Source organism: Saccharothrix sabaoui, assembly GCF_051756985.1.
Classification (GTDB): domain Bacteria; phylum Actinomycetota; class Actinomycetes; order Mycobacteriales; family Pseudonocardiaceae; genus Actinosynnema.
On record NZ_JBPKJK010000130.1, the window covers coordinates 1 to 26,170 of the forward strand.

Genomic DNA, 26,170 nt, shown 5'->3' on the forward strand with positions numbered 1-26,170 from the left:
CGAGTCATGCGGTCGCGACCCTCGGGTCATGCGGTCGGGTCAGGTGATGGCGGGGGTGGGGCCGGGGCGGACGGGGAGGCCGGTCGCGGCGTAGGCGCGGAAGCCGCCCACCAGGTCCGTCGCGTTGGGGAGGCCGATGCGCTGGAGGTCGCGCGCGGCGAGGCTGGAGGAGTAGCCCTCGTTGCAGAGGACGACCACGGTGGTCTCGGCGGTGAAGCCGGGGATGCGCCACTCGCCGTTCGGGTCCAGGCGCCACTCCAGCACGATCCGCTCCACCGGCACCGAGCCCGGCACCTCGCCCTCGGCGGCGCGGTTGTGCTGCGGCCGGATGTCGACGACCAGCGCGTCGGTGAGCCCGGCCAGCTCGTGCGGCTCGACGCGGGTCAGCGACCGCCGCGCCTCCTCCAAGTACAGCTCGACGCTCACGGGCCCTCCTGGTCGGCCAGCTCGCGCAGCCGCTCCAGCGGCAGCCGCAGCGCGGGCAGGGGTTGGATCTCGTCCGGGATGTCGAGCAGGCTCGGGTACTCCCGCGTCGGCACCAGCGGCGGCGAGTAGGCGTGCACGCTCGCCGCGCCGGCCGTGCCCCGGTTCACCATCTGGTGGGCGCGACCGGCGCCGAACCCGAGGGCGCTGCCGACGGGGCGCGCCGCGCTGCGGACCGGCCCGCCCGGGTAGCGGTAGTCCTCGGCCAGCTCGCCGGTCAGCACGGTGAACGAGCCCGCCGCGCCGCCGTGGTCGTGCGGCTCGGTGCCCTGGCCGGGCAGCCAGCTCAGCAGCCACAGCTCCACACCCTCGGTCAGCCCGAGGCGCGCCCACCAGCGCCGCCCCGGGTCGTACCGGAGGATCTCCAGCAGCGGGGTGGTCAGCTCGGAGGCCACGGTGGAGGTCAGCTCGCGCAGCTCGCGCGGCGTCCACAGGTCGCGGTCGGGGTGGATGATGTCGCGCAGCAGCCGCACGTCCAACTTCGGGTGCAGGTCGGCACGGGGGATCGTCGAGGTCACTGGTCGCTCCTGATGGCTACGGTGCGTGTGGGTAGCGATCAAGACGCGACGCGGCTTCCGGTGTGCCCAGCGTGTTCTACCGGCCGCGTCGCGTCCGGCTACAGCCGCACGACGCCACCAGGAGGAGGTCGATCGTGCGGTCGCGCCAGGTGAGCAACGGGCGGGCCACGTCGGCATCCTGTCACGATCCCGGGTACCCCGCTCAAGTGCTCTCAACAGCCAGGATTGACTCGGTGGCCGAGCATTCCGGGTGATGTGGGCGCGCCCCCGCGAGCCCTCCCCGCGTGTCCCCGACGAGCCTGCGGGAGCGCCCAGCGCCCAGCGCGCACCCGGCCGGACCGGCGGAGGGGTGCGCGGGTCGGGCCGGCGGTCGTCACGCTGGGCGGCCGCCGGCCCGGCCCGGGCAACCGTCGGCCCGGCCCGGGCAACCGTCGGCCCGGCCCGGGCAACCGTCGACGGGCGGCGGTCAGCCGGGCACGCGGAGCAGCAGCAGGGACCGGCTGCCCAGCACCACCGGGTCGCCCGCCGCGAAGCTGCCCGGTGTGGCGGGCGAGCCGTCCGCCGTCGTCGAGTCGACCACCGGTTCGTAGCGGCCCCCGTACTCCGGGCCCGGGAGGGTGACCTCCAGCGGCTCGGCGCCGGCGTGCAGCAGGAGCAGCCACGAGTCGTCGGACACCAGTTCGCCGTCGCGCGAGCGGGACAGGGAGGTGGAGCCGTCGATCCACATGCCGAGGAAGCGGCGGCCGTCGTCGAACCAGTCCGTCTCGGCCATCTCCTCCCCGTCCGGCCGGAACCACACCAGGTCCGGCGCGCCGGACGGCGTGGTGCGGCCGTCGAAGAACGCGGGCTGCCGCAGCGCCGGGCTGTTCGCGCGCAGCGCGATGACCCGGCGGGCGAACGCCAGCATCGACTCGGCCTCGGTCGACAGCTCCCAGTCCACCCACGCCGTCTCGTCGTCCAGGCAGTAGGCGTTGTTGTTGCCGAGCTGGGTGCGCCACAGCTCGTCACCGGCGGTCAGCATCGGGGTGCCGGTGGACAGCAGCAGCGTGGCGAACAGGTTCCGGGCCTGCCGGGCGCGCAGCGCCAGCACCTCGGCGTCGTCCGTCTCGCCCTCGACGCCGCAGTTCCACGACCGGTTGTCGTTGGTGCCGTCGCGGTTGTCCTCGCCGTTGGCCTCGTTGTGCTTGTCGTTGTACGACACGAGGTCGCGCAGCGTGAACCCGTCGTGCGCGGTCACGAAGTTGATCGACTGCCACGGTCGGCGCAGGTCGTCGGCGTACAGGTCGGACGACCCGGACAGTCGGTAGGCCAGGTCGCGCACGCTCGTCATGCCGCGCCAGTAGTCGCGCACGGTGTCGCGGTAGCGGCCGTTCCACTCGGCCCACTGCACGCCGAAGTCGCCCACCCGGTAGCCGTCGCCGGTCGCGTCCCACGGCTCGGCGATCAGCTTGCACCGCGACAGCACCGGGTCGGAGGTGATGGCGGTGAGCATCGCCGACGCCCGGTCGAAACCGCGCCCGCCCGGCCGGCCCAGCGTGGACGCCAGGTCGAACCGGAACCCGTCCACGCCCAGCTCGGTCGTCCAGTACCGCAGCGAGTCGGTCACCAGGCGCACGAACTGCGGCGACCCGGCCTCGGTGGTGTTGCCGCAGCCGGTGATGTCGAGCGTGCCGCCGCCGTCGATGTGCAGGTAGTAGCCGGGCGCGTCGAAACCCCGGTAGGACAGCGTGGGCCCCTCCGGGCCGCCCTCGCAGGTGTGGTTGTAGACGACGTCGATCAGCACCTCGATGCCCGCCGAGTGCAGCGCGGACACCATCGTGCGGAACTCCTCGACCTCGCGGCCGGGCTCGCTGGCGTAGCCGGGGTGCGGGGCGAACCACGCCAGCGGCGAGTAGCCCCAGTAGTTGTGCCGACCGGCCTTGACCAGGGACGGCTCGTCCAGGAACGCCTGCACGGGCAGCAGCTCGACCGTCGTCACGCCCAGCCGCGTCAGGTGCTCGACGACGGACGGGTGGGCCAGGCCCAGGTAGGTGCCGCGCAGGTGCTGGGGCACGCCGGGGTGCCGCTGGGTGAAGCCCTTGACGTGCAGCTCGTAGACCACCGCCTCCTCGAACGGCACCTCGGGCTTCACGCCCGTGTCCGGCCCGCCCGGCGAGGTCACCACGGACAGCGGCACGCTGCCCAGCGAGTCGACCGGCGACGGCCCGCCGAGCATCGGGTCGCCCACGTAGCCGAGGGCGGCGTCGAGGTCGGTCAGCGCGCCCGTGATCCTCGTCGCATACGGGTCCACGAGGATCTTCGCCGGGTTGGCGCGCAGGCCGCGCGACGGGTCGTACGGGCCGTGCACGCGGTAGCCGTAGCGCTGCCCGGGGGTGACGCCGGAGATCAGGCCGTGCCACACGCCGAACGTGCGCTCGGTCAGCTCCACGCGCTCCTCGGTGCCGTCTTCGCTGATCAGGCACACCTCGACCGCGTCCGCGGGCGGGGCGGAGACCGCGAAGCGCACACCTCCGGCCTCGGGGTGGGCCCCGAGGGGGAACGGTCGGCCGGCAAGCAGGATCGAGTCGGCTGGCATACCGCGATCCTTCCAGTAGCCACCGACTGTTTGGGGATGAGCGCGCCACGCGACCGGAACGTCACACGAACCCGCACCCACCGCACCGCCCGCCGGGGGCTTTGCAGAACAATGGCCCGGGGTTGGTGTCGATCGGGGCGAGGACGAGCGTGGAAAACGAAGATCTGGTCATCCACATGCAGGGTGTTTCGGTTCGACGTGGCAAGACCACGCTGGTCGGCGACGTGGACTGGGGCGTGGAGCTCGACGAGCGGTGGGTCGTGCTCGGCCCCAACGGCGCGGGCAAGACGACGCTACTGCGCCTGGCCGCCGCCGAGCTGCACCCGACCAAGGGCAAGCTGCACCTGCTCGGCGAGCGGATCGGCAAGACCGACGTGTTCGAGCTGCGCCCGCGCATCGGCCTGTGCTCGGCGGCCCTGGCGAACCGCGTCCCGAACGAGGAGAAGGTCGTCGACCTGGTGGTCAGCGCCGGGTACGCGGTGCTGGGCCGGTGGCGCGAGGAGTACGACAAGCTCGACACGGGCCGCGCGAAGGAGCTGCTCGGCGCGCTGGGCATCGAGCACCTGGCCGACCGCACGTTCGGCACCCTGTCGGAGGGCGAGCGCAAGCGCACCCTGATCGCCCGTGCGCTGATGACCGACCCCGAGCTGCTGCTGCTCGACGAGCCGGCCGCGGGGCTGGACCTGGGCGGGCGCGAGGACCTCGTGGCGCGGCTCTCGGAGCTGGCGCTCGACCCGGACGCGCCGGCGATGGTGCTGGTCACGCACCACGTGGAGGAGATCCCGCCGGGCTTCACGCACGTGCTGCTGCTGCGCGAGGGCGGCGTGGTGGCGCAGGGCCTGCTGGACGACGTGCTGACCGAGGAGAACCTGACCAAGACGTTCGACCAGCCGCTGGAGCTCCAGCGCGCGGGCGACCGCTACTTCGCCCGCCGCAAGCGGGCGTGAGGCTCGACGGCCGTTCGGGCTACCCAGTAGTAACCTGCGAGGCGGCTACCGACGCACGGTCGAGGAGGACTGCGTGGCTGAGTTCGTGAAGCTCGAAGTCGAGGGCGGGATCGGCACCATCCGGCTGGACCGCCCGCCGATGAACGCGCTCAACAGGCAGGTCCAGGAGGAGATCCGGTCCGCCGCGCTGGAGGCGACCGACCGCGCCGACGTGTTCTCGGTGATCGTCTACGGCGGTCCGAAGGTGTTCGCGGCCGGCGCGGACATCAAGGAGATGGCCGGGCTGTCCTACGCCGAGATGGCCGCCCGCGCGGGCGCGTTCTCCTCGGCGCTGCGGGCCGTCGAGGAGATCCCCAAGCCGACCGTCGCGGCCATCACCGGCTACGCGCTGGGCGGCGGCTTCGAGCTGGCGCTGTGCGCGGACCGGCGCGTCGCGGGCGACAACGCCAAGGTCGGCCAGCCGGAGATCCTGCTCGGCGTCATCCCCGGCATGGGCGGCACGCAGCGCCTGCCGCGGCTGATCGGCCCGTCGAAGGCCAAGGACCTCGTCTACACCGGCCGGTTCGTGGGTGCCGAGGAGGCGCTGCGCATCGGCATGGTGGACGAGGTCGTCGCGCCCGACGACGTCTACGAGGCGGCCAAGCGGTGGGCCGGGCAGTTCGTGAACGGGCCGGTGCGCGCCTACGCCGCCGCCAAGGCCGCGATCGACGGCGGCCTGGACACCGACCTCGGCAGCGGCCTGAAGCTGGAGAGCCAGCTGTTCGCGGCCATGTTCGCGACCGAGGACCAGAAGACCGGCATGGCGTCGTTCATCGAGAACGGCCCGGGGAAGGCGAAGTTCAGTGGCCGTTGATCCCGAGGGTCCCGTCGACCCCGCGCCCCACCCGCACGCCACCGCGGAGGAGGTGCGGGCCGCCTACCAGGACCCCAAGCTCGCGAACGTGCTCTACCACGACTGGGAAGCCGGCACGTACGACGAGAAGTGGTCGATCTCCTACGACGAGCGCTGCATCACCTACGCCACCGACCGCTTCCGGGCGGTCGCGGGCGGGACCGGCCCGTACGAGCACGCCCTGGAGCTGGGCTGCGGCACCGGCTTCTTCCTGCTGAACCTCATGCAGGGCGGTGTGATCAAGAAGGGGTCCGTGACCGACCTGTCGCCCGGCATGGTGCAGGTCGCCCTGCGCAACGCCGAGGGCCTCGGGCTGGACGTGGACGGCCGGGTCGCCGACGCCGAGCGCATCCCGTACGACGACGACACGTTCGACCTGGTCGTCGGGCACGCGGTGCTGCACCACATCCCGGACATCCCCGCCGCCATGCGCGAGGTGCTGCGGGTGCTCAAGCCCGGCGGCACGTTCGTGTTCGCGGGGGACCCCACGAACGTGGGCAACTTCTACGCCCGCAAGCTGGGGCAGCTCACCTGGTGGCTGACCACCACCGTGACGAAGCTGGGCCCCCTGAACGACTGGCGCCGGCCCCAGGAGGAGCTGGACGAGTCGTCCCGCGCCGCCGCGCTGGAGGCCGTCGTGGACCTGCACACGTTCGACCCGGGCGACCTGGAGCGGACCGCGCGGGGCGCGGGCGCGGTGGACGTGCGCGCGGTGACCGAGGAGCTGTCGGCCGCGCTGTTCGGGTGGCCGGTGCGCACGTTCGAGGCCGCCGTGCCGCGCGAGAAGCTCGGCTTCGGCTGGGCGATGTTCGCCTACCGCACGTGGCAGCGCCTGTCCTGGGTGGACGAGAACGTGCTGTCGAAGGTCCTGCCGCGCGAGGTCTTCTACAACGTCTCCGTGACGGGCCGCAAGCCGGTCTAGTGGGGTACTCGTTCAGCCTCGACGACGTGGCGCACCTGCGTTCCGACGCCGGTCGCGCCGCGTTGTCGGCGCTGTCCGGCCTGCCGCTGACCGACGCGTCGCGGCTGGCCGACGTGGCCGCCGCGCGCGCGGTCTCCCCGGACCGCTTCGCGGCCGTGCTCGACACGCTGCTGCTGCGCCGCAAGGCCGTCGGGCGGGTGCCGTTCGCGGAGGACGGCCTGTTCACCGCCGACGCGCTCCAGCAGGCCACCGCGCACCCGGTCGCCGTGCACCGGGCGCGCCGCTTCACCGGTCCGGCGCACGACGTGACGTGCTCGGTCGGCGCGGACCTCGCCGCGCTGCCGCCCGGGTCGTTCGGCTCCGACCTCGACCCGGTGCGGCTGGCCATGGCCCGGCACAACGTGCCCGGCGCGGTCGTGGTGCGCGCCGACGCCCTGCGCCCGGTGTCGCGCCGGGTGCCCGTGCTGGCCGACCCGGCGCGGCGCGACCCGGCGGGCCGCCGCACGTGGCGACCGGCCGACTTCCTGCCGCCCCTGGACGGGCTCGCCGACGCCTTCGCGGGCCGCGACCTGGCCGTGAAGTGCTCGCCCGGCGTGGACTTCGCGGTCGCGCCGTGGGCCGACGAGGTCGAGCTGGTCTCGCTGGACGGCGCGGTGCGCGAGGCGTGCCTGTGGACCCGGGGCCTGGCCACGCCGGGCGTGGCGCGGCGGGCGTCCGTGCTGTCCTCCTCGGGCGCCGGGTGGACGATCACCTCCGCCGACCCAGACGACTGCCCCGTCACCCCGCCCGCCGAGTGGCTGGTCGACCCGGACGGCGCCGTGGTGCGGGCCGGCCTGGTGCGCCACTACGCCGCCCGCCACGGCCTCGCCCAGCTCGACGAGCGCATCGCCTACCTGACCGGCCCGACCCCGCCGCCGGGCGTGCGCGCGTTCCGCGTCCTGGAGCACGGCCACTACAACGAGAAGTCCCTGAAGGCGCTCCTGCGCGCGCACGACGTCGGCCGGCTGGAGATCCTGGTCCGCGGCCTCGACGTGGACCCGAACGCGCTGCGCCGCCGGTTGAAGCTCAGCGGGTCGGTCGAGCGGACCGTCGTGCTGACCAGGATCGGCCGGCAGCCGGTGTGCCTACTCGCCGTCGCCGAGCGCACCCAGCCGCTCGAACAGGAAGTCGCGCACGGCCGGTAGGTCCGCGCCCGTCGTGACGTCCACGCGCCGACCGGCGGGCGCGTCCAGGCGGCGGTCCGCGACGACCGCGCCCCGGCTCGGGCCGAACGCGCACTCGACGTCCACCGGGTAGGCGGCGGTGGTGAGCAGACCCGGGCTGACCGCCTCCGCGACCGCGACGGCGTCGTGCACCGCCATGCCGTCGATGCCGAGGAAGCGGCGGTAGGTGGCCAGGTAGTCGGGGGTCAGGCCGACCAGCTTCGCGGCCCGGCGCGAGGTCTTCGCCAGGTCGCCCAACCACCCGCTGCTCACCGCGCACCGGCTGGTCAGGTCCATCGTGACCAGGGTCGTGGGCACGTCCTCGTCGGCCAGCACGCGCCGCGCCGCCTCCGGGTCGCACCACAGGTTGAACTCGGCGGAGGCGGTGGCGTTGCCGCCCTCCAGGCCGCCGCCCATGATCACCAGGCGGGCGATCTTCGGCTTCACGTGCGGGTGCGCGGCCAGCAGCAGGGCGATGTTCGTCAGCGGGCCGACCGGCACGACCGTGACCGGCCGGTCGGCGGCCTCCAGCAGCTCGCGCAGCAGCGTGACGGCGTCGCGCCCGTCCACCGGCGCGGTCGGCTCGGGCAGGGTGTGGCGGAAGCCGGACAGGCCGTCCGAGCCGTGCGCGCTGGACAGCCGGGGCTGCGGGTGCACGAGCGGGCGGGACGCGCCCACCGCGACCGGCACGTCCTCGCGGCCCAGGAGGGCGCGCAGGCGCAGGGCGTTCTCCGTGGTGTCGGGCAGGGCGACGTTGCCGAACACCGTGGTCACGCCGAGCAGCTCCACCTCCGGGCTGGCGACCGCGAGGGCCAGGGCGAAGGCGTCGTCCACGCCCGGGTCGGTGTCGATGATGAGAGGTGTCGTCACGTGCTCCGATCCTGCCACGCCGCCGCCGCGCGACCCGTGTGCCGGGGTCGGCGGTCGGGCGCCGGCTTAGAGTGCCCGCGTGACGAGCATGTGGGGCGCTCCCGTGTGGACGAGGTGGCGCCGGTCGCACCGCGACCCGCAGCAGGCCCGGTTCCTCACCCTCGCGTCGCTGCGCTGGGTGCTGCGGCACCGGGCCTGGACGCCCTGGTACCTGGTCCGGTACTGGCGGCTGCTGCGGTTCCGGATCGCGAACCCGCACGTGGTGCTGCGCGGCATGGTGTTCCTCGGCAAGGGCGTCGAGCTGCACTGCCGCCCCGGCTACGGCCGGCTGGAGATCGGCCGGTGGGTGCACATCGGCGACGGCAACGCCATCCGCTGCCACGAGGGCTCGCTGCGCATCGGCGACAAGGCGGTGTTCGGCAAGGACAACACCGTCAACTGCTACCTGGACGTGGAGATCGGCGCGGCCACGCTGGTCGCCGACTGGGTCTACATCTGCGACTTCGACCACGTGACGGCCGACGTGAACCTGCCGATCAAGGACCAGGGCATCGTGAAGTCCCCGGTGCGCATCGGCCCGGACTGCTGGCTCGGCACGAAGGTCACCGTCACCCGCGGCACGCGGATCGGGCGGGGCTGCGTGCTGGGCGCGCACGCCGTCGTGCGGGGCGACGTGCCGGACTACAAGATCGCCGTCGGCATCCCGGCGCGCGTCGTGAAGGACCGGCGGGCGGACTACGAGGCGGACGCCGTGCGGCGGGCGGCGGTGGCGGACATGGCGCGCAAGGCGCGGGAGGCGCTGGAGCGGTCGCGCAACGGCTCCGCCGACGCCGGGCAGGGCTGACCCCGGGCCACCGGGGCGGCCCCGGGACCAGCCGGCCGGGGCGGGTTCAGCGGAAGTCGTCCACGTGGTCGGCCACCCACTCGCGGAACGGGCGCGCGGGCGTGCCGGTCACCTCCTCGACCGTCCTCGTCGGGGGCAGCGGCCGGTGGACCATCGCGGCCTGGCCGTCGAGCACCGCGTCCACCACCGACCCCGGCAGCCAGGACAGCGACCGCGCCCGCTCCTCCTCGCGGGACAGCTCCTCCCAGCGCAGCGGCCGGCCGACGACCTCGCCGATGACGCGCACCTGCTCGACCTTGGTCAGCACCTCCGGTCCGGTCAGCTCGTAGCGTGCCCCGGCGTGCCCGTCCTCCGTCAACGCCCGCACCGCCACCGCCGCGACGTCGGCCTCGTGGATCGCCGTCGCCGCCGACCGCCCGTACGCGCCCCGCACCACGTCACCGGCGCGGACGTCCGGCGCCCAGGCGCGGGTGTTGGCGGCGAAGCCGTGCGGGCGCAGGAACGTCCACCCCGCCCCGGCCCGCGCGACCGCCCGCTCGACCTCGGCGTGGAACCGCCCGATCGGGTGCGGCTGCTCCTCGACGCCGTCCACCACCGCCCCGGAGGACAGCAGGACCACCCGTCGCGCGCCGATCACCCCGGCCACCGCGTCGGCCGCGTCCGCCGTGAACGCGGGCCACACCAGGAACACCCGGTCGACGCCGACCAGCGCCGCCTCCAGGGTCGCCGGGTCGAAGTGGTGCCCCCGCACGACCTCGACGCCGTCCGGCAGCCCGGCGTCCGCCCGCCGGCTCAGCGCCCGCGGCACCTCGCCCGCCGCGAGCAGCCCGCGGACCACCTGCGCGCCCACGTTCCCCGTCGCGCCCGTCACCAGGACCTCGCCTCGCACCAACGGAACCCCTCCTCGTCGTCGGCCGCGACCGTAGGCGCGCGACGACCCGCCGGGTAAGGGCGCACCCGCGGGTAAGCTCCGGGCGTGGCGGTAGGAGTCCGGGAAGAGCAGGACCCCGCGTGGGCGCCGGGTGACGGGTTTCACCCCGACTGCCCGGGGCAGGTGCTGTTCCGCCACGCCACCAGCCGGTGGGGGATCGTGCTGCTGACCGCGTTGTTCCCCGGCCCCCGGCGCTTCCACCGGCTGCGCGACCTGGCCGGCGGGATCAGCGAGAAGGTGCTCTCGCAGAACCTGCGCGACCTGGTCCGCGACGGCCTGGTGACGCGCGAGGTGGAACCGGCGACCCCGCCGCGGGTGACCTACGCCCTCACCCCGCTGGGTCGCCGGTTCACCGCTCGGCTGGGCGTCGTGCTGGACTGGGTCGGCGACCACGTCCCCGACGTGCTGGAGGCCCGGCGGCGGTACGACGAGGACCAGGTCGCGTCCGGTCCACCGCGCGGCTGACCCCCGGCGCGCGGGTCAGAGGAACGCGTTGCCGGTCGCGATCTTCGGCCTGCCCAGGGGGTCGCGGCCGCGCACGGTCGCCGCGCGGTAGACCTCGGCGGTGCCGGCGGCGATGCGGCGCCAGTCGAAGTCGGTCGCCAGGCGGGCCTTGGCGGCCTTCGCCCGGCGCGCGGCGGAGGGGCGGTCGTCCAGCACGGCGCGCACGGCGGCGGTCAGCGCCTCCACGTCGCCCGGCGGGAACGACAGACCCGTGCGGCCGTCGAGGACGACCTCGCCCAGGCCGCCCGCCGTGGAGGCGACCAGCGGCGCGCCCGCGGCGGCGGCCTCCAGGGCGACGATGCCGAACGGCTCGTAGCGGGACGGCAGGACCACCGCGTCGGCGGCGGCCAGGACGGCGGCCAGGGAGCGGTCGGGCAGGTGGCCGGCGAAGTCGACCGCGCGGCGCACCTTGTGCTTGCGGGCCTGCTCCGCGAGCCACTCGCGGTGCGTGCCGGTGCCGGCCACGACGAGGCGCGTGCCGGGGTGGGCGCGGCGGACCCGCGGCAGGGCGGCGAGCAGGTCCTGCACGCCCTTCTCCCACTCCAGGCGGCCGAAGAACAGCAGCAGCGGCGCGCCGGTCGGGGAGTGGGCCGCGCGGGCCGCCGCCACGTCCGCCGCGCGCACCCGCCACCGGCGCGGCTCGATGCCGTTGTGCAGCACGGTGATCGGCGACGGCTCCACCTCGAACAGGTGCGCCACCTCGGTCCGCATCGCCGACGAGCAGGTGATCAGCGCGTCCGCCCGGTTCGCCAGCCACCACTCGATCGAGTGCACCTGCTGGTTGAGCACCTGCGACAGCCAGCCGCTGTGCCGGCCCGCCTCGGTCGCGTGCACGGTCGCCACGAGCGGGACCCCGGCCGCCTCGGCCAGCGCGACGGCCGGGTGCGTCACGAGCCAGTCGTGCGCGTGCACCACGTCCGGCCGCCACCCGCGCAGCAGCGCCAGCCCGGCCCGGGTCATGGCGTGGCCCATGGCGAGCGTCCACGCCACCAGGTCGCGCTCGAACACCAGGTGCGCCGGGTCCTCCGCGACGCGCACCAGCCGCACGCCCTCGACCACCTCGTCGGACGTCGGGTGCGTCACCGCGTCCGTGCCCGCGGGCTGCCGGCACAGCACGACGACCTCGTGCCCCTGCGCCGCCAGGCACGTGGCCAGCGCGTGCACGTGCCTGCCCAGCCCGCCCACGACGACCGGCGGGTACTCCCACGACAACATCAGCACGCGCATGGGGCATCCTCGCATTCGCCGGCGGGTGCGGTTCGACCGATCACCGGGCGAGCCCCCGTGCGTCGAGGTGCCCGAACGGGCCGTCGACCGCGCGCAGCTCGCGGGCGCGGGACAGCCCCCGCCCGGCGGCCGGCGCCCCCGCGCGCAGCAGCGCGGCCAGCTCGGCGAACCGGTCGGCGTGCACCTTGGCCCGGTAGCGGGCGTAGTCGGCGGCCGAGTCCTTGGTGACCATGAACGCCCAGTCGCTGGACAGGGCCAGCAGCGCCTCGCGCACCGCCTGGTCGGCGACCGGGGACCGCGCGGGGCCGGACAGGTCCAGCTCCAGCAGCTCCCGCTGCACGGACGCGTTGAGGTCCACCAGGTCGGCGACCTGCGGCCCGTTCCACACGTGCCAGTCCTTGCCCGCGCCCCACGACGACGGCGGCACCTCGACGGGCGCGCCCACGTGCCCCGCCTCCACCGCGCCGCGCAGCGACGTGACCCGCACGCCCGCCTCGGGCAGCAGCCGCAGCACGGCCTCCAGCCACAGCGGCCCCTCGTGCCACCAGTGCCCGTACAGCTCGGTGTCGTAGGCGGCCACCACGAGCGACGGCCTGCCGTGCCGCTCCCTGAGCGCCCGCAGCCGCGCCACGACCACGTCCACGAAGTCCGCCGCGTGCCGCCGCACGGCGAGCGCCGCCGCGCCCGGCTCGTAGGGCAGCTTGTCCTCCGGCGCGACGCCCTTGCCGGTCACCCGGGACGGCTTGAGCCCGCTGGGGTGGTCGTAGGTGTGGAAGTCGCGGTACGCCGGGTCGCCGGGGTAGCCGACCCTGGGCGACCACACCCGGTAGGACACCTCCAGGTCCCGGCCGAAGCAGACCACGTCGGAGGTGCCGACCGGGCGGCCCGCGGCGGTGTCGCCGCGCAGCGACGGACCGTCCACCAGGAACCGCCGCACGCCGGCCCGCGCGTAGTCGTGCTCCATGCCCGGCGCGTAGGCGCACTCCGGCGCCCAGATCCCCTCGGGCGCGGAGCCGACCCGCAGCGCGGTGTCCGCCAGGCCGGTGCGCAGCGAGAACGCCCGCAGCCGCGGGTCCAGCAGCGGCTGGAACGGGTGCGCGGCCGGCCCGCCGAGCAGTTCGACGACCCGCGAGTCCACCAGGGACCGCAGCACGGGCGAGAAGCCGTGCCGCCAGCGCGACTCGAAGCGCTCCAGCGCCCACGCCGACGCCCGGTGCTCGTAGGTCGCGAGGTCCGGCAGGCGGCGGGCCGCGCCGTGCGCCCGCAGCTGCCAGTTCCCCAGCCAGTCGTGCAGGCCGCGCAGCGAGTACGGGTCGTCGAGCTGCGCGGCCAGCACCGGCGTCACGCCGAGCGTCAGCACGTCCTCGCGGCCCTCGGCGGCGAACCGCTCCAGCAGGTCGACCACGGGCAGGTACGAGTGCGCCCACGCCTGGTACAGCCACTCCTCGCCGACCGGCCACGCCCCGTGGTGCGCGACCCACGGCAGGTGGCTGTGCAGGACGAGGCAGAACGTCCCCTCGTCACCGGAGCCCGCCGCGGTGGGCGTCGCAGGGGGCGTCGCGGTGGGCGTCACGGGCGCACCGCCACGGCCACCAGGTCGAGCGAGGCGTCCAGGTCGTCGGTGGTGATCTCGAAGTCCTCGCTGCGCACCGAGGCCACGGCCGCCAGCAGGTCGGCGGGCCACTCGCCGCCGTCCACGACCACCGCCACCTGCGCGTCGATGACCGACCCGCCGAACCGGGCGTCCAGCTCGCGCAGCGCGGGGCCGTGCCGCAGCCCGGCCAGCAGTTCGACGCGCAGGCCCGCGCCGACGAGCAGGTCGCGCAGCTCCGACGGGGCCAGCTCGCGGGTGTGGAAGGGGTTCAGCGGCGTGTCGCGGCCGGGGGAGAACGTGATCCGGTTCGGCGTGGTGACGAGCAGCCTGCCGCCGGGCCGCAGCACCCGCGCGCACTCGGCGAGGAAGCCCTCCTGGTCCCACAGGTGCTCGATCACCTGGAGGTTCGCCACCACGTCGACGCTCGCGCCCCGCAGCGGCAGCGACGCGAGGTTGCCGCGCACGACGTCCAGCTCCGGGTACGCCCGGTGGGCGTGGGCGGCGGTCGTCGCGTCGTAGTCCAGCGCCACGACCCGCGCGGCGCGCCCGGCGACCAGCGCGGCCCCGTAGCCCTCGCCGCAGCCGGCCTCCAGCACCACCGCGCCGGCGCAGTGGTGCGCGAGGTCCAGGTAGGCCGCCTCGTGGCGCCTGAACCAGTAGTTCTCCTCGGCGATACCGGGCACGGTGCGCTCACCGGTGAGGGGCAGCGGCTCGACGGTCACCCGTCCAGCGTAGTTGCCCGTTACTCACGGGTAGCCAGCGCCCGGTCACCGGAGGTCCGCCTATTCGTGTGAACGGGCCGTTCTCGATTCTCCGCGTCGGGTCTCGCTGTTCATTCCGAAGGTGTTCGACCATTCATCGGAAATGACACCATCGGGTGAGCCGCGACCGGGTCGTGTCGATCTTCCACGATAGTGTTACGGCTGCTCCCCGCCGCTTCGCCCCGGGATGCGCGGGGTAGTTGGTGGTGGTCAAGTGCTGGTTGGGGTACCGCGTGCTCGGTACCCTCGACCAATCTTCGAACGAGTGGGGCGACCATGGGTGCGAAAGATCCGGAGATTGTTCCGCTGCACGCGGGTTTCGACGTGGTCTACCGGGGTTTCCACCGCAAGCAGGTGATCGAGCACATCGAGAACCTGGAGGAGCAGCTCAAGTACACCAGCGTCGACCGCGCCGAGGCCCTGGCCCAGGCCGCCGACCTCCGCAAGCTGCTGGAGATGACCAGGCGCGACCTGGACGAGACCCGCGCGCGGGTCGAGCGGATGGAGATGTCGCCGGGCACGACGGCGGGCGCGACCGAGCGCCTGCACCGGATGCTGCTGCTGGCGGAGGACGAGTCGAACGAGCTGCGGCTGCGCGCCGAGCGCGACGTGGCGGCCCTGCGGCAGCGCACCGAGGTGGAGCTGGCCGAGCGGGTCCGCGAGGTCGAGGCGCAGATCGAGGCGGCCCGCGCCCGCGCCGACGCGCACGCCACCGCGCAGCGCGAGGCCGCGAACCGGCGCGCCGCCGAGCTGGACCAGCGCGAGGTCGACCTGGAGCGCCGCCGCGCCGAGGTCGAGGCGCACCTCAAGGCCCGCACCGAGCAGGCCGACGCCGAGTGCGCCGCCGCCGTCGTGCGCGCCCAGGAGGACGCGGACCGGCTGCTGCGGGAGACCGCCGAGCAGTGCAACCGGCTGGAGGCGGAGTCCGACGCCAGGCGCGCCAAGGCGCAGAACTTCTTCGAGCTGACCATGACCCGGCGCCGCAACGAGGCCGATCAGCACTTCGCCGAGCAGGAGGAGCTGGCCCGCACGCGGGCCGCGTTCCTGGTCAAGATGGCCGCGCGCGAGGCGCACCGGCGGATCGCCGACGTCCAGGAGCGCGTCGACGAGCTGTTCGAGCTGCGGCGCACCGTGATGGCCGAGCTCGCGGCGGCCCGGGTGGCGCTGGAGTCGGCGGCGGACCGGGTGCCCAGCCTGATCCCGGAGCAGACCAGCGCCGAGGAGGCCGACGCGGCGCAGGTGAAGGCCCAGGTGAACGCCCAGGTGAACGCCCAGTCAACGAAGGCCCAGCAGGTGAACGCCCAGCAGGCGGGGGCCCAGCCGGTGGGTGCCCAGCAGGCGGGGGCCCAGCAGGCGGGGGCGCAGCAGCCGGTCGCGTCCGGCCGGGACCCCGGTCGGCGGGTGGGCGCCTGATGCCCGTGCGCTCCAGGGTCCCGGTCCTGCCGTTCGCGCTGGGGCTGGTCGTCGTGCCGGCCGCGGTCACCGCGTTCGGGTTCGGGGTCCACGGCGAGGGGATCACCGACGCGCTGTCGCCGGCCTCCTCGTCCGCGCCCTCGTCCGCGCCGCCGGGGCCCGTGGCCACGCGCCCCACGAAGGCGCCGGTCCGGCCGACCCAGGAGCCCGTGCGGGGGGAACCCGCCGCCGTGCCGCCGTCGCCGGAGCTGGTGCGGCAGAACGTGAGCAGCCTGTTCAGCGGCAACGGGGTCAAGGGCATCACGTTCGCGCCGGGCGGCACCGAGCTCGTCGGGCGCGGCGAGGCCGTGCAGCAGGGCGTGGGCAACCTGCTGGGCGGGCTGTCCGGCACCGCCGTCAGGCTCGTCGCCCACGCGTGGAGCGGCGAGACGCCGACCCACCGGTGCGACCTGCTCGCGGCCCGGCGGGCGGGGCTCGTGCGGGATTTCCTGGTCGGGCGCGGTGTCCCGGCCGAGTCCATCAGCACCGGGGTCGTGGTCGACCCGGTGTGGGGTCCGCCCGCCGACGGCGGACCGCAAGTCGACGTGCTCGTGGGGTAGGGATGCGGTGATGGCAGGCGCGGTGGCGTTCGTGTTCGGGTTGTGCGCGGTGTCGTTCGCCGCGGGGTGCGCCCTGACGGTCGCGGTGCTCAGACGCGGGCCCGCGCCCGAGGACGAGCCGGTGCGGCGGACCGCGCTCGTCGAACCGGAGGCGCGGGTGGCGGAGCAGCCGTGGCCGCCGGAGGACTACGCGACCAGGCCCATCCACCGCAACCCGGTGCTGGGCATCCCGCGGGCCCTGCCCGCGCAGCCCAGGCTGTCGGTCGTGCCCGACCCGGAGCCGGAGCGCCCGGTCGCGTCGGAGGCGGTGCGCCGCATCCACCTGGTGCGCGACCCGCCGGAACCGGCGCGGCACGGCGACGCGGACCCCGCGCTGGTGGCCCTCGACCCCGTGCGGCTGGGACCGGTGGCCCCGGAGCAGCCGCACGCGGAGCCGGTGGTGCTGCGCCCGGTGCCGCCCGTCGAGCCCGAGCCCGAGCCCGGCGAGCGTGCGGAGGGGGTGACGCCGGACGCGACGACGCCGGCGCTGCCCGTGACCGGGACGCCGGCGACCGTCGTCGTGCACCTGCCCGCGCAGGCGGACCCGTCCGCGCCGCAGCAGGTGGACCTGCCGAGCGCGACCGAGTTCCGCGAGCGCTACCTGCGGGCGTTCGAGGCGACCCGACGCCGGTCGGGCCGGCAGACCTCGGACCGCTGAACCGCCTAGTGCTTGTTGCCGCGGAACTTGCGCAGCACCTGCTGCGCCTTGGCGCGGTTGCGCGGATCGCGCGCGGCGTTCTTGACCTGCTCCGTGACCCGACGACCCTGAGGACTGCGGGCGAACGCGGCGATCTTGCTGAACAGCGAAGCCATGTCTACCTCCTTGACAGTCCAATGCTTCCCTGTCAGCTCAACGGTCAAACCCCGGCGGTGGTTCCTGAACCGGCGAAACGGTCACGCCGAGGGCTCCCGGGCCGACGTGCGCGCCGATCGCGGAACTCACCCCGGTGAGCATGAAGCGCCGCACGCGGGGCAGCTTCCCGCGCAGCGACCGCATGACCGACCGGGCCCGCTCGGGCGCGTCGAAGTGCTCGACCGCGATGTCCACCTCGCCGCCGCCCGCGCGCTCGACCGCGATGTCGACCATCCGGCGCACCGCGCGCTCCGCGCCGAGCACCCTGTCCAGCGGCGTGATCCGCCCCTCGGACATGGTCAGCAGGGGCTTCACCGACAGCGCCGAGCCGAGCGCGGCCGTCGCCCGGCCGATCTTCCCGCCGCGCCTGAGGAACTCCAGCGTGTCCACGTAGAACAGCTCGGTGCTGCGGGTCGCGGTGTGCCGGGCCGCCGACACGACCCGGTCGACGCCGCCGCCCGCCACGGCCACCGTGGCGGCGGCGACCACCGCGTACCCGAGGCTCATCCCGCACGTCTGCGTGTCCACGACGTGCACGGGCACCTGGACCTGGGCGGCGGCCTGCCGGGCGGCCTCCACCGTCCGCGACAGCCCGGTCGACACGTGCAGCGACACGATCGCCTCCGCGCCGGAGGCCGCCGCGTCGGCGTAGGACCAGAAGAACGCGCCGGGGTCGGGCGGCGCGGTGCCCACGTCGAGCTGACCGCGCAGGGCGTCCACCAGCCGGGGCACCGGGACGCGGACCTCGTCCTCGACCCAGTCGCCGATGCGCACCTGGATCTGCGCGACGGTGATCCCGAGCTTCTCGGTCAACTGCGGCGGCAGGCACGCGGTGGAGTCCGTGACTATCGCTACTCGCCGGAACATGGGGCGAACGTAGCCCATTAGGGGGAGTGTTTGTCACGGTGAGGTCACGACACGGACAGTGACACCGGTGTTACGCAGGTGCTTGCGCGAGGCGGCGGAACGGCCCAGTGAGCATCGTCACGCGTGCTGGGTGCTTGCTGTCGTTTGCACCCCTGCTACTCACGGGTAACATCGGGGTGGTCGACACCACCATGCCACCGCGGCGATGACATGGCAGGGTCACGGGTCACCGAAGAACACACCGGCGACCGGGGTCACCACCGTCGCCCAGGCACGTCGCCGCCCGTCCGCAGGAGGTCGAAGAGGACCCATGAACATTGTCGTCCTGGTCAAGCAGGTGCCCGACACCTGGTCAGAGCGCAAGCTCTCCGACGCCGACCACACCCTCGACCGCGACTCCGCGGACGCCGTGCTCGACGAGATCAACGAGCGCGCCGTGGAAGAGGCGCTGCTGCTCCAGGAGGCGCACGGCGGCGAGGTGACGGTCGTCTCGATGGGTCCCGCCCGTGCGACCGACGCGATCCGCAAGGCGCTGTCCATGGGCGCCGACAAGGCGATCCACGTCTCCGACGAGGCGCTGCACGGCTCCGACGCGATCACCACCGCGAAGGTGCTGGCCAAGGCCATCGGCACGGTCGAGGGCTTCGACCTCGTCATCGCCGGCAACGAGGCCACCGACGGCCGCGCGGGCGCCGTGCCCGCCATCCTGGCCGAGCTGCTGGGCCTCCCGCAGGTGACGCAGGTCCGCAAGCTCACCGTCGAGGGCGGCACGGTCAAGGCCGAGCGCGAGACCGACGAGGGCGTGGCGCACCTGGAGGCGAGCCTGCCCGCCGTGGTCTCCGTGAACGAGAAGATCAACGAGCCGCGCTACCCGTCCTTCAAGGGCATCATGGCGGCGAAGAAGAAGCCCGTGAGCACGCTCACCGTCGCGGACCTCGGCCTGGACGCCGGCGAGGTCGGCCTGGGCGCCGCGTGGTCGAAGGTGCTGGAGGCGGCCCCGAAGCCGCCGCGCAGCGCCGGTCAGCGCGTCGAGGACTCGGGTGACGGCGGTTCGAAGATCGCCGAGTACCTGGTCGGCCAGAAGCTCATCTGAAGGCGAGGGAACGCATGTCTGAGGTCCTGGTCCTCGTCGACCACGTCGACGGCGAGGTCAAGAAGGTCACCCATGAGCTTCTATCCGCCGCGCGCGGTCTCGGCGAGCCGGCCGCGGTGGTGGTCGGATCGCCCGGCACCGCGGGCAAGGTGAGGGAGTCGCTCGGCCGCTACGGCGCGACGAAGGTCTACGCCGTCGAGTCCGACGACGCCCTCGACGTCCTGGTGACGCCGAAGGTCGACGCCCTGGCGACGATCGCGGGCACCGCGTCCCCGGTCGCCGTGCTGGTGTCGGCGACGCTGGAGGGCAAGGAGGTCGCGGGCCGGCTGGCCGTGCGCCTCGGCTCCGGCCTGCTCTACGACGCCGTCGACCTCGACGGCGAGGGCGTGGCCACCCAGTCGGTCTTCGGCGGCGCGTACGTCGTCAAGTCGAAGGTCAAGCAGGGCGTCCCGGTCATCGCGATCCGCCCCGGCGGCGTCGAGGCGACCGAGTCCCCGGCCGACGCGGTCGAGCAGGCCGTCGAGGTCCCCGCGGCCGACCCGGCCAAGGTCACCCGGGTGACCGGCCGCGAGCCGGTCACGGGCGGCGACCGCCCGGAGCTGACCGAGGCGTCGGTCGTCGTGTCCGGCGGTCGCGGCGTGGGCAGCGCGGAGAAGTTCGACGTCGTCGAGAAGCTCGCCGACAGCCTGGGCGCCGCCGTGGGCGCGTCCCGCGCCGCGGTCGACTCCGGCTACTACCCGCACCAGTTCCAGGTCGGCCAGACCGGCAAGACGGTGTCGCCGCAGCTCTACATCGCCCTGGGCATCTCCGGCGCCATCCAGCACCGGGCGGGCATGCAGACGTCGAAGACCATCGTCGCGGTCAACAAGGACCCGGAGGCGCCGATCTTCGAGATCGCCGACTTCGGCGTCGTGGGCGACCTGTTCGCCGTCGCGCCCCAGCTCACCGACGAGGTGGGCAAGCGCAAGGGCTGACACCCCCCGCCACCAGGCCGAGGGCCGTCCCGCACGTCGCGGGGCGGCCCTCGCCCGTGCCGGCCTCACCCCGGCTTAACCGAGCCCTCACCGACGTGTCACCGGAACGCCCTGCTCCCGGTCGCCAACCGGTCGGTAGACCAGAGCCATGACGCAGCCGCAACTGCTTGTCAGCACCGGTGACGCCGCTTCCGACGCGCCGCGCTACTCCCTGCTGGTCGCGCGCGACGGCGCCGAGGTCGCCGCCGCGCAGCGGCTGAGGCACCTGGTGTTCGCCGAGGAGATGGGCGCCGTCCTGCGCACGCCCGTGCCCGGCCACGACGTCGACGACTTCGACGAGCACTGCGACCACCTGGTGGTGCGCGACGACCGGACCGGGGACATCGTCGGCACCTACCGGATGCTGCCGCCCGAACGGGCCCGCGAGGCCGGGCGGCTGTACTCCGACACCGAGTTCGACCTGTCCCGGCTGGCGCCGCTGCGGCCGTCGATGGTGGAGACGGGCCGCTCCTGCGTGCACCCCGACCACCGCAACGGCGCCGTCGTGTCGCTGGTGTGGGCCGGCATCGCCCGGTACATGCTGCTGTCCGGGCACTCGTGGCTCATCGGCTGCGCCTCCGTGCCGCTGCACGACGGCGGCGCGTTCGCGGCGGGCGTGTGGGACGTGGTGCGGACCAGGCACCTCGCGCCCGAGGAGCACCGGGTCGTGCCGCTGCGCGCGTGGGACGTGGACGCGGTGCCGCGCACGGGCAAGGCCGTGCTGCCGCCGCTGCTGAAGGGCTACCTGCGGTTGGGCGCGTGGGTGTGCGGCGCGCCCGCGCTGGACGCCGACTTCGGCGTGGCCGACCTGCCCGTGCTGCTCGGCATGGACCGCGTGGACCAGCGCTACCTGCGCTTCTTCCTCGGGGAGACGGCGTGAGCGCGCACCCGTGGATGCCGGTGTCGCCCTGCGGTGACGGGTGCGTCGACCACGCGACGCCGACCGTGGGCGGGCTCCGGGCGTTCCTCCGGGGGTTCGCGGCGGTCGTGGTGCTGCTGTCCGGCGCCCTCGTGGTGTGCGCGGTGCCCGTGCTGCGGGGCGGTGCGCGGCAGTCGGTGCTGCGCGGCTGGTTCCGGGTGCTGCTGCGGGCGTTCGGGGTGCGGCTGCGGGTCGTCGGGCCGGTGTTCCAGGCGACGCCCGGCCGCGGCGTGCTCGTGGTGTCCAACCACGTGTCGTGGCTGGACGAGCTGGCCCTCGACGCGACCCAGCCGATCCGCCTGGTCGCCAAGCGGGACATCCGCGACTGGCCCGTGCTGGGGCGCCTGATCACCGCGGCCCGCACCGTGTACCTGGACCGCGAGCGGCTGTCGCTGTTGCCGGGCACGGTGGCCGAGCTGGCCGGCGCGCTGCGCGGCGGCGCGGCCGTCGGCATCCACGCCGAGGGCACCACGTGGTGCGGCGTGGCGTCCGGGCGCTACCGGCCGGCCCTGTTCCAGGCCGCGCTGGACGCGGGCGTGCCCGTGCGCCCCGTCGTGCTGCGCTACCTCCAGCAGGGGAGGCCCTCCACCCGCCCGGCGTTCGTCGGCTCGGACTCGCTGGTCGACTCGGTGCGGCGCGTGCTGCGCGCCCGGCGGCTCGTCGTCGAGGTGCACGTGCTGGAGGAGGTCGCCCCGGGCCGCGCGGCGGACCGCCGCGAGCTGGCGGCGATCGTGCAGCGGGACTCCGAGCGGGTCGCGCACGGCGACCTGGTCGTGCCCACCGGGCACACCGCGCCGGCCGTCAACGCCTGACCCGCGGCGTCGACGCCCCCGAGGGGAGTCCCCGACCCCGGCGGCGCACGGCCGACCACGCGCCGCCGGCCCGGCGCACGCACCTCGACCCCGCCGACCGGCACCGGTGCCGACCGGCACCGGTGCCGATCGGGTGCCGGTGCCGGTCGGGTGCCGGGGCCGGACGGCCGCCCGCAGCGCGCCCGTCCAGGTCATATCACCTTGACCTCGACCGGGGTGGAGGTTGAACCATTGAGCCGTGACGACGACGGAGACGCCTGCCGGCAAGAGCAACCTGTGGACAGCCGAACGGCGGGGACCGACGATCGGCATAGTCCTCCTCGTCACCCTCCTCGCGTTCGAGAACATGGGCGTCTCCACCGCCATGCCGCGCATGGTCGCCGAGCTGGACGGCAACGAGCTGTACGCCTGGCCGTTCCTCGCCTTCCTCGCCGCGAGCGTGGTCGCGACGGTGCTGTCCGGGCGGCTGAGCGACCTGCGCGGCCCGCGGCCGTCGCTGCTGATCGGGCCGGCGCTGTTCCTGGTCGGCCTGGTCGTGGCGGGTCTCGCGCGGGACATGCCGGTGCTGCTGCTCGGCCGGGTGCTCCAGGGCGTCGGCGGCGGGGCGCAGGTGGTGGCCGTCTACGTGCTCATCGGGCTGGTGTACCCGGAGCGCGACCGGCCCGCCGTGTTCGGGCTGCTCGCCTCCGCGTGGGTGGTGCCCTCGCTGGTCGGGCCGGCGCTGTCCGGGTGGCTGACCGAGGTGGCGAGCTGGCGGTGGGTGTTCCTCGGGCTCGCGCCGTTCGTGCTGCTCGGCGTGCTGCTGCTGGTCCCGGTCCTGCGGAACCTGCCCGCGCACACCCCCGACCAGGGCACGCGGCGCGGTCTGCCGTGGGCGGCGCTCGGGGCGGGCGCGGGCGTGGCGGCGCTGAGCTGGGCCGCGCAGCACCCGCGCGGGCTGAACCTGGTGATCGGGGTCGCCGGGCTGGCCGTGCTGGTGCCCGCGCTGCGCCTGCTGCTGCCGAGGGGCACGCTCACCGCCCGCCCCGGCCTGCCGATGACGATCCTGGCCCGCGCCCTGCTCGCCGGGTCCTTCTTCGCCGCCGAGGCGTTCATCCCGCTGACCCTCACCTCCGTGCACGGCTACTCGGCCGTCGCCTCCGGCATCCCGCTCACGCTGAGCGCGCTCGGCTGGTCGAGCGCCGCGTGGTGGCAGTCGCGCCGGACCGACGTCCCGCGCGAGAAGCTCGTGCGGTGGGGGTTCGTCCTCAACGCGGCGGGCATCGCGGGCGTGACGCTCATCGCACCCGAGTGGGGGCCCGCGTGGGCCACGCCGGTGCTGTGGGCGGTCGCCGGGGCCGGGATGGGGCTGGCCATGTCGAGCCTCAGCGTGCTAACCCTGGCCGCGTCCACCGACGTCGACCGGGGCTTCAACTCGGCAGCGCTCCAGATCAGCGACATGCTCGGCTCGGCGCTGCTCGTCGGGCTCGGCGGCGTGCTCGTCACGACCTTCGCCTCGGCCGCCGCGCCCACGGCGGCCGTCCTGCCGTTCGACCTGCTGATGGCCGGGGTCGCCGTGCTCGGTGCCGTACTCGCCGGGCGACTGCGTCGGGCTACCCTGGACGACTGATGGCCTACTTCGACCACGCCGCCACGACCCCCATGCTCCCGGAGGCGATCGAGGCGATGACGAGGGCGTTGTCCGTTCCGGGCAACGCCTCGTCGCTGCACACCTCCGGGCGGCGGGCGCGGCGCGCGGTCGAGGAGGCGCGGGAGGACATCGCCGACGCCCTCGGCGCGCGCCCCTCCGAGGTGATCTTCACCAGCGGCGGCACGGAGAGCGACAACCTCGCCGTGAAGGGCGTCTACTGGTCCCGCCGCACGCCGCGCCGCACGCGCGTGGTCGCCTCGTCCGTCGAGCACCACGCCGTGCTCGACGCCGTGCAGTGGCTGGTCGACCACGAGGGCGCCGAGGTGACCTGGCTGGAGCCCGACGGCCTCGGCCGCGTCCGGCCCGAGGTGCTGGCCGACGCGCTGGGCGACGACGTCGCCCTGGTCACCGCGATGTGGGCGAACAACGAGGTCGGCACCGTCAACCCCGTGCGCGAGCTGGCCGCCCTGTGCGCCGACCGGGGCGTGCCGTTCCACACCGACGCGGTGCAGGCGGTCGGCGCGGTGCCGGTCGACTTCGCGGGGTCCGGCGCCTCCGCGCTCACGCTCTCCGGCCACAAGGTGGGCGGCCCCTACGGCGTGGGCGCGCTGCTGCTGGGCCGCGACGTCGCCACCACGCCGGTGCTGCACGGCGGCGGGCAGGAGCGCGACGTGCGGTCCGGCACGCTCGACGTGCCCGCGATCGCGGGCCTGGCGGTGGCGGTGCGGCACGCGGTGGAGCGGCGCGAGGAGACGGCGGCGAGGCTGTCCGCGCTGCGCGACGAGCTGGTGGCCGAGGTGCGGCGCGCGGTGCCGGACGTGGCGGTGAACGGCGACCCGGTGCACCGGCTGCCCGGCAACGCCCACCTGACCTTCCCCGGCTGCGAGGGCGACAGCCTGCTGATGCTGCTCGACGCCAAGGGCGTGGAGTGCTCCACCGGCTCGGCCTGCACGGCGGGCGTGGCGCAGCCCAGCCACGTGCTGCTGGCGATGGGCGTCGACCCGGTGCTGGCGCGCGGCTCGCTGCGCTTCTCGCTGGGGCACACGTCCACGCCGGACGAGGTGCGCGAGCTGGCGGGCGTGATCGGCCCGGTGGTGGAACGGGCGCGGACGGCGGGCATCGCGGGCATGAAGCGGCTCGCGGGCAGGAACCAGGCGAAGGCGGAGGTGTGACCGGGATGCGGGTGCTGGCGGCGATGAGCGGCGGCGTGGACTCCGCCGTGGCCGCGGCGCGTGCGGTGGAGGCGGGGCACGACGTGACCGGCGTGCACCTCGCGCTGTCGGCGAAGCCGGGCACGTTGCGCACCGGCGCGCGCGGGTGCTGCACGATCGAGGACGCCCGGGACGCGCGGCGCGCGGCGGACGTGCTCGGCATCCCGTTCTACGTGTGGGACTTCGCGGAGCGGTTCACCGAGGACGTGGTGGACGACTTCGTGGCCGAGTACGCGGCGGGCCGCACGCCCAACCCGTGCCTGCGGTGCAACGAGAAGATCAAGTTCGAGGCGCTGCTGGACAAGGCCGTCGCGCTCGGCTTCGACGCGGTGTGCACCGGGCACTACGCCCGACTGTCCACTGTGGACGGAGAGGTGCAGCTGCGCCGGTCCGCCGACGACGGCAAGGACCAGTCCTACGTGCTGGCCTCGCTGACCCGCGAGCAGCTCTCGCACGCGATGTTCCCGCTCGGCGGCTCCACCAAGACCGAGGTGCGCGCCGAGGCCGCCGCGCGCGGCCTCCAGGTCGCCGAGAAGCCGGACAGCCACGACATCTGCTTCATCCCCGACGGCGACACCCGGGGCTTCCTCACCCGCAAGCTCGGCGAGCAGCCCGGCGTGCTGGTGGACGACGAGACCGGCGCCGTGCTCGGGCGGCACGTCGGCGTGCACGAGTTCACCGTCGGCCAGCGCAAGGGCCTCGGCATCGACGCGCCCGCGCCGGACGGCCGGCCGCGCTACGTGCTGTCGCTGGAGCCGGTGAGCGGCACGGTCCGGGTCGGCTCGGCGGAGAAGCTCCAGGTCACCGAGATCGTGGCGACGCGGCCCGTGACCCGGACCCGGTTCGACGGCCCGGTGGAGTGCGTGGCGCAGGTGCGCGCGCACGGCGGCCTCGCGCCCGCGGTCGCGGAACTCGTCGGCGACGAGCTGGTGGTCCGCCTGCGCGAGCCGCTGAGCGGTGTCGCACCAGGTCAGGCCGTCGCGGTCTACCGCGAGGACGCCGCCGGCGACCTCGTGCTGGCGAGCGCCACCATCAGTTCGACCCGCTGACAACCGGTTTTTGTCGGTGCGATTTGGGACACTGCTCGTGTGTCGCATGACAACGCACGACGCCGCCGGACGCTGGCGGACGTCGAACAACGGGTCGGTGTGCTGGGGAGCAAGGTCGACCACCCGTCCGCGCAGCGCCTCACGGTCGAGCAGTACGAGCGGCTGAGGGCCGAGGTGCGGACGGTGCAGTGGGTCGCCCGTGAACGCCGGCACCGGGTGGAGTGGGCGGGCGTCCTCGCCCGCGTCGAGGAGCTGGCCGGGCGGGTGGACCGGTTGGCCCCGGAGGTCGAGGTCGACGTGCCGGTGCAGGCACGGGGGCCGGAGCCCAGGGTGGCGCGCCCGCGCGAGGCCGGCGACGTGCCGGTGCTCGGGCGTCGCCGCGACGAGCGCTAGTCGGACGCC

Annotated in this window: 27 protein-coding genes; 17 read left to right on the plus strand and 10 right to left on the minus strand. The window is 74.6% G+C overall.

The annotated features are described in order from the left end of the window. Nucleotides 1–39: 39 nt before the first annotated feature. The 3 genes from ACR807_RS30880 to glgX form a co-directional block, all read right to left on the minus strand. Entirely contained in the window at nucleotides 40–426 is a 387-nt protein-coding gene (locus ACR807_RS30880) for a rhodanese-like domain-containing protein (RefSeq protein WP_438924982.1), read from the minus strand. Then, nucleotides 423–1,001 (minus strand): cysteine dioxygenase, encoded by a 579-nt coding sequence (locus tag ACR807_RS30885; RefSeq protein WP_438924983.1) that lies wholly within the window; start codon nucleotides 999–1,001, stop codon nucleotides 423–425. Before ACR807_RS30885 ends, ACR807_RS30880 begins: the two co-directional genes overlap by 4 nt. Nucleotides 1,002–1,467: 466 nt before the next feature. Then, entirely contained in the window at nucleotides 1,468–3,576 is a 2,109-nt protein-coding gene (gene glgX / locus ACR807_RS30890) for a glycogen debranching protein GlgX (protein ID WP_438924984.1), read from the minus strand. 176 nt (nucleotides 3,577–3,752) lie between these two features. Between glgX and ACR807_RS30895 the strand changes: the two genes are divergently transcribed. The 4 genes from ACR807_RS30895 (at nucleotide 3,753) to ACR807_RS30910 (ending at nucleotide 7,521) form a co-directional block, all read left to right on the plus strand. Next, nucleotides 3,753–4,523, plus strand: a complete 771-nt coding sequence (locus ACR807_RS30895) for an ABC transporter ATP-binding protein (RefSeq protein ID WP_438925008.1) — start codon at nucleotides 3,753–3,755, stop codon at nucleotides 4,521–4,523. A gap of 73 nt (nucleotides 4,524–4,596) precedes the next feature. After that, nucleotides 4,597–5,376, plus strand: a complete 780-nt coding sequence (locus ACR807_RS30900) for an enoyl-CoA hydratase/isomerase family protein (RefSeq protein ID WP_438924985.1) — start codon at nucleotides 4,597–4,599, stop codon at nucleotides 5,374–5,376. Continuing rightward, on the plus strand, nucleotides 5,366–6,337 hold the full coding sequence (locus tag ACR807_RS30905; RefSeq protein ID WP_438924986.1) for a class I SAM-dependent methyltransferase: 972 nt from the start codon (nucleotides 5,366–5,368) through the stop codon (nucleotides 6,335–6,337). The genes ACR807_RS30900 and ACR807_RS30905 overlap by 11 nt, the downstream gene beginning before the upstream one ends. Next, nucleotides 6,337–7,521: a THUMP-like domain-containing protein gene (locus tag ACR807_RS30910; RefSeq protein WP_438924987.1), complete on the plus strand. Its 1,185-nt coding sequence runs from the start codon at nucleotides 6,337–6,339 to the stop codon at nucleotides 7,519–7,521. Before ACR807_RS30905 ends, ACR807_RS30910 begins: the two co-directional genes overlap by 1 nt. On the opposite strand, the gene ACR807_RS30915 is transcribed toward ACR807_RS30910, so the two are convergent. After that, nucleotides 7,462–8,409: a nucleoside hydrolase gene (locus ACR807_RS30915; RefSeq protein ID WP_438924988.1), complete on the minus strand. Its 948-nt coding sequence runs from the start codon at nucleotides 8,407–8,409 to the stop codon at nucleotides 7,462–7,464. The two genes, ACR807_RS30910 and ACR807_RS30915, sit on opposite strands and share 60 nt — an antisense overlap. A 79-nt stretch (nucleotides 8,410–8,488) precedes the next feature. Here ACR807_RS30915 and ACR807_RS30920 point away from each other — a divergent pair, with 79 nt between their 5' ends. After that, nucleotides 8,489–9,253, plus strand: a complete 765-nt coding sequence (locus ACR807_RS30920) for an acyltransferase (RefSeq protein WP_438924989.1) — start codon at nucleotides 8,489–8,491, stop codon at nucleotides 9,251–9,253. A 46-nt stretch (nucleotides 9,254–9,299) separates the two neighbouring features. Here ACR807_RS30920 and ACR807_RS30925 read toward each other — a convergent pair whose 3' ends face one another. After that, nucleotides 9,300–10,142 (minus strand): NAD(P)H-binding protein, encoded by an 843-nt coding sequence (locus ACR807_RS30925; RefSeq protein WP_438924990.1) that lies wholly within the window; start codon nucleotides 10,140–10,142, stop codon nucleotides 9,300–9,302. 87 nt (nucleotides 10,143–10,229) lie between these two features. On the opposite strand from ACR807_RS30925, the gene ACR807_RS30930 reads away from it, so the two are divergent. After that, entirely contained in the window at nucleotides 10,230–10,649 is a 420-nt protein-coding gene (locus ACR807_RS30930) for a winged helix-turn-helix transcriptional regulator (protein ID WP_438924991.1), read from the plus strand. 15 nt (nucleotides 10,650–10,664) lie between these two features. Here ACR807_RS30930 and ACR807_RS30935 read toward each other — a convergent pair whose 3' ends face one another. Genes ACR807_RS30935 through ACR807_RS30945 form a run of 3 tightly spaced genes read right to left on the minus strand, consistent with a single transcriptional unit; the run spans nucleotide 10,665 to nucleotide 14,231 of the window. Then, entirely contained in the window at nucleotides 10,665–11,915 is a 1,251-nt protein-coding gene (locus ACR807_RS30935) for a glycosyltransferase family 4 protein (RefSeq protein WP_438924992.1), read from the minus strand. 40 nt (nucleotides 11,916–11,955) lie between these two features. Next, nucleotides 11,956–13,488, minus strand: a complete 1,533-nt coding sequence (locus ACR807_RS30940) for a 1,4-alpha-glucan branching protein domain-containing protein (RefSeq protein ID WP_438924993.1) — start codon at nucleotides 13,486–13,488, stop codon at nucleotides 11,956–11,958. Continuing rightward, nucleotides 13,485–14,231, minus strand: coding sequence for a class I SAM-dependent methyltransferase (locus ACR807_RS30945; protein WP_438924994.1), 747 nt, complete (start codon nucleotides 14,229–14,231; stop codon nucleotides 13,485–13,487). Before ACR807_RS30945 ends, ACR807_RS30940 begins: the two co-directional genes overlap by 4 nt. Nucleotides 14,232–14,546: 315 nt before the next feature. On the opposite strand from ACR807_RS30945, the gene ACR807_RS30950 reads away from it, so the two are divergent. The 3 genes from ACR807_RS30950 to ACR807_RS30960 are packed head-to-tail and all read left to right on the plus strand — an operon-like array spanning nucleotide 14,547 to nucleotide 16,979. Then, a complete protein-coding gene (locus ACR807_RS30950) occupies nucleotides 14,547–15,683 on the plus strand; it encodes a coiled-coil domain-containing protein (protein ID WP_438924995.1) in 1,137 nt (378 codons plus the stop codon). Next, nucleotides 15,683–16,282, plus strand: a complete 600-nt coding sequence (locus ACR807_RS30955) for an OmpA family protein (protein ID WP_438924996.1) — start codon at nucleotides 15,683–15,685, stop codon at nucleotides 16,280–16,282. The genes ACR807_RS30950 and ACR807_RS30955 overlap by 1 nt, the downstream gene beginning before the upstream one ends. 10 nt (nucleotides 16,283–16,292) lie before the next feature. Further along, nucleotides 16,293–16,979, plus strand: coding sequence for a hypothetical protein (locus ACR807_RS30960; RefSeq protein WP_438924997.1), 687 nt, complete (start codon nucleotides 16,293–16,295; stop codon nucleotides 16,977–16,979). A gap of 5 nt (nucleotides 16,980–16,984) precedes the next feature. On the opposite strand, the gene ACR807_RS30965 is transcribed toward ACR807_RS30960, so the two are convergent. Next, nucleotides 16,985–17,134, minus strand: a complete 150-nt coding sequence (locus ACR807_RS30965) for a hypothetical protein (protein WP_438924998.1) — start codon at nucleotides 17,132–17,134, stop codon at nucleotides 16,985–16,987. Nucleotides 17,135–17,171: 37 nt separating this feature from the next. Then, nucleotides 17,172–18,041, minus strand: coding sequence for a DegV family protein (locus ACR807_RS30970; protein ID WP_438924999.1), 870 nt, complete (start codon nucleotides 18,039–18,041; stop codon nucleotides 17,172–17,174). A 310-nt stretch (nucleotides 18,042–18,351) separates the two neighbouring features. Here ACR807_RS30970 and ACR807_RS30975 point away from each other — a divergent pair, with 310 nt between their 5' ends. From ACR807_RS30975 to ACR807_RS31010, 8 genes are all read left to right on the plus strand, one after another. After that, entirely contained in the window at nucleotides 18,352–19,134 is a 783-nt protein-coding gene (locus ACR807_RS30975) for an electron transfer flavoprotein subunit beta/FixA family protein (protein ID WP_438925000.1), read from the plus strand. A 14-nt stretch (nucleotides 19,135–19,148) separates the two neighbouring features. Then, nucleotides 19,149–20,108, plus strand: coding sequence for an electron transfer flavoprotein subunit alpha/FixB family protein (locus tag ACR807_RS30980; RefSeq protein ID WP_438925001.1), 960 nt, complete (start codon nucleotides 19,149–19,151; stop codon nucleotides 20,106–20,108). A 148-nt stretch (nucleotides 20,109–20,256) separates the two neighbouring features. Then, nucleotides 20,257–21,027, plus strand: coding sequence for a GNAT family N-acetyltransferase (locus ACR807_RS30985; protein ID WP_438925002.1), 771 nt, complete (start codon nucleotides 20,257–20,259; stop codon nucleotides 21,025–21,027). Next, nucleotides 21,024–21,878 (plus strand): lysophospholipid acyltransferase family protein, encoded by an 855-nt coding sequence (locus ACR807_RS30990; protein WP_438925003.1) that lies wholly within the window; start codon nucleotides 21,024–21,026, stop codon nucleotides 21,876–21,878. Before ACR807_RS30985 ends, ACR807_RS30990 begins: the two co-directional genes overlap by 4 nt. Before the next feature lie 238 nt (nucleotides 21,879–22,116). Beyond that, on the plus strand, nucleotides 22,117–23,487 hold the full coding sequence (locus tag ACR807_RS30995) for an MFS transporter (RefSeq protein WP_438925004.1): 1,371 nt from the start codon (nucleotides 22,117–22,119) through the stop codon (nucleotides 23,485–23,487). Beyond that, nucleotides 23,487–24,680: a cysteine desulfurase family protein gene (locus ACR807_RS31000; RefSeq protein ID WP_438925005.1), complete on the plus strand. Its 1,194-nt coding sequence runs from the start codon at nucleotides 23,487–23,489 to the stop codon at nucleotides 24,678–24,680. Before ACR807_RS30995 ends, ACR807_RS31000 begins: the two co-directional genes overlap by 1 nt. Before the next feature lie 5 nt (nucleotides 24,681–24,685). Further along, a complete protein-coding gene (gene mnmA, locus ACR807_RS31005; RefSeq protein WP_438925006.1) occupies nucleotides 24,686–25,768 on the plus strand; it encodes a tRNA 2-thiouridine(34) synthase MnmA in 1,083 nt (360 codons plus the stop codon). 39 nt (nucleotides 25,769–25,807) lie between these two features. Further along, a complete protein-coding gene (locus tag ACR807_RS31010; RefSeq protein ID WP_438925007.1) occupies nucleotides 25,808–26,161 on the plus strand; it encodes a hypothetical protein in 354 nt (117 codons plus the stop codon). Nucleotides 26,162–26,170: the final 9 nt, after the last annotated feature.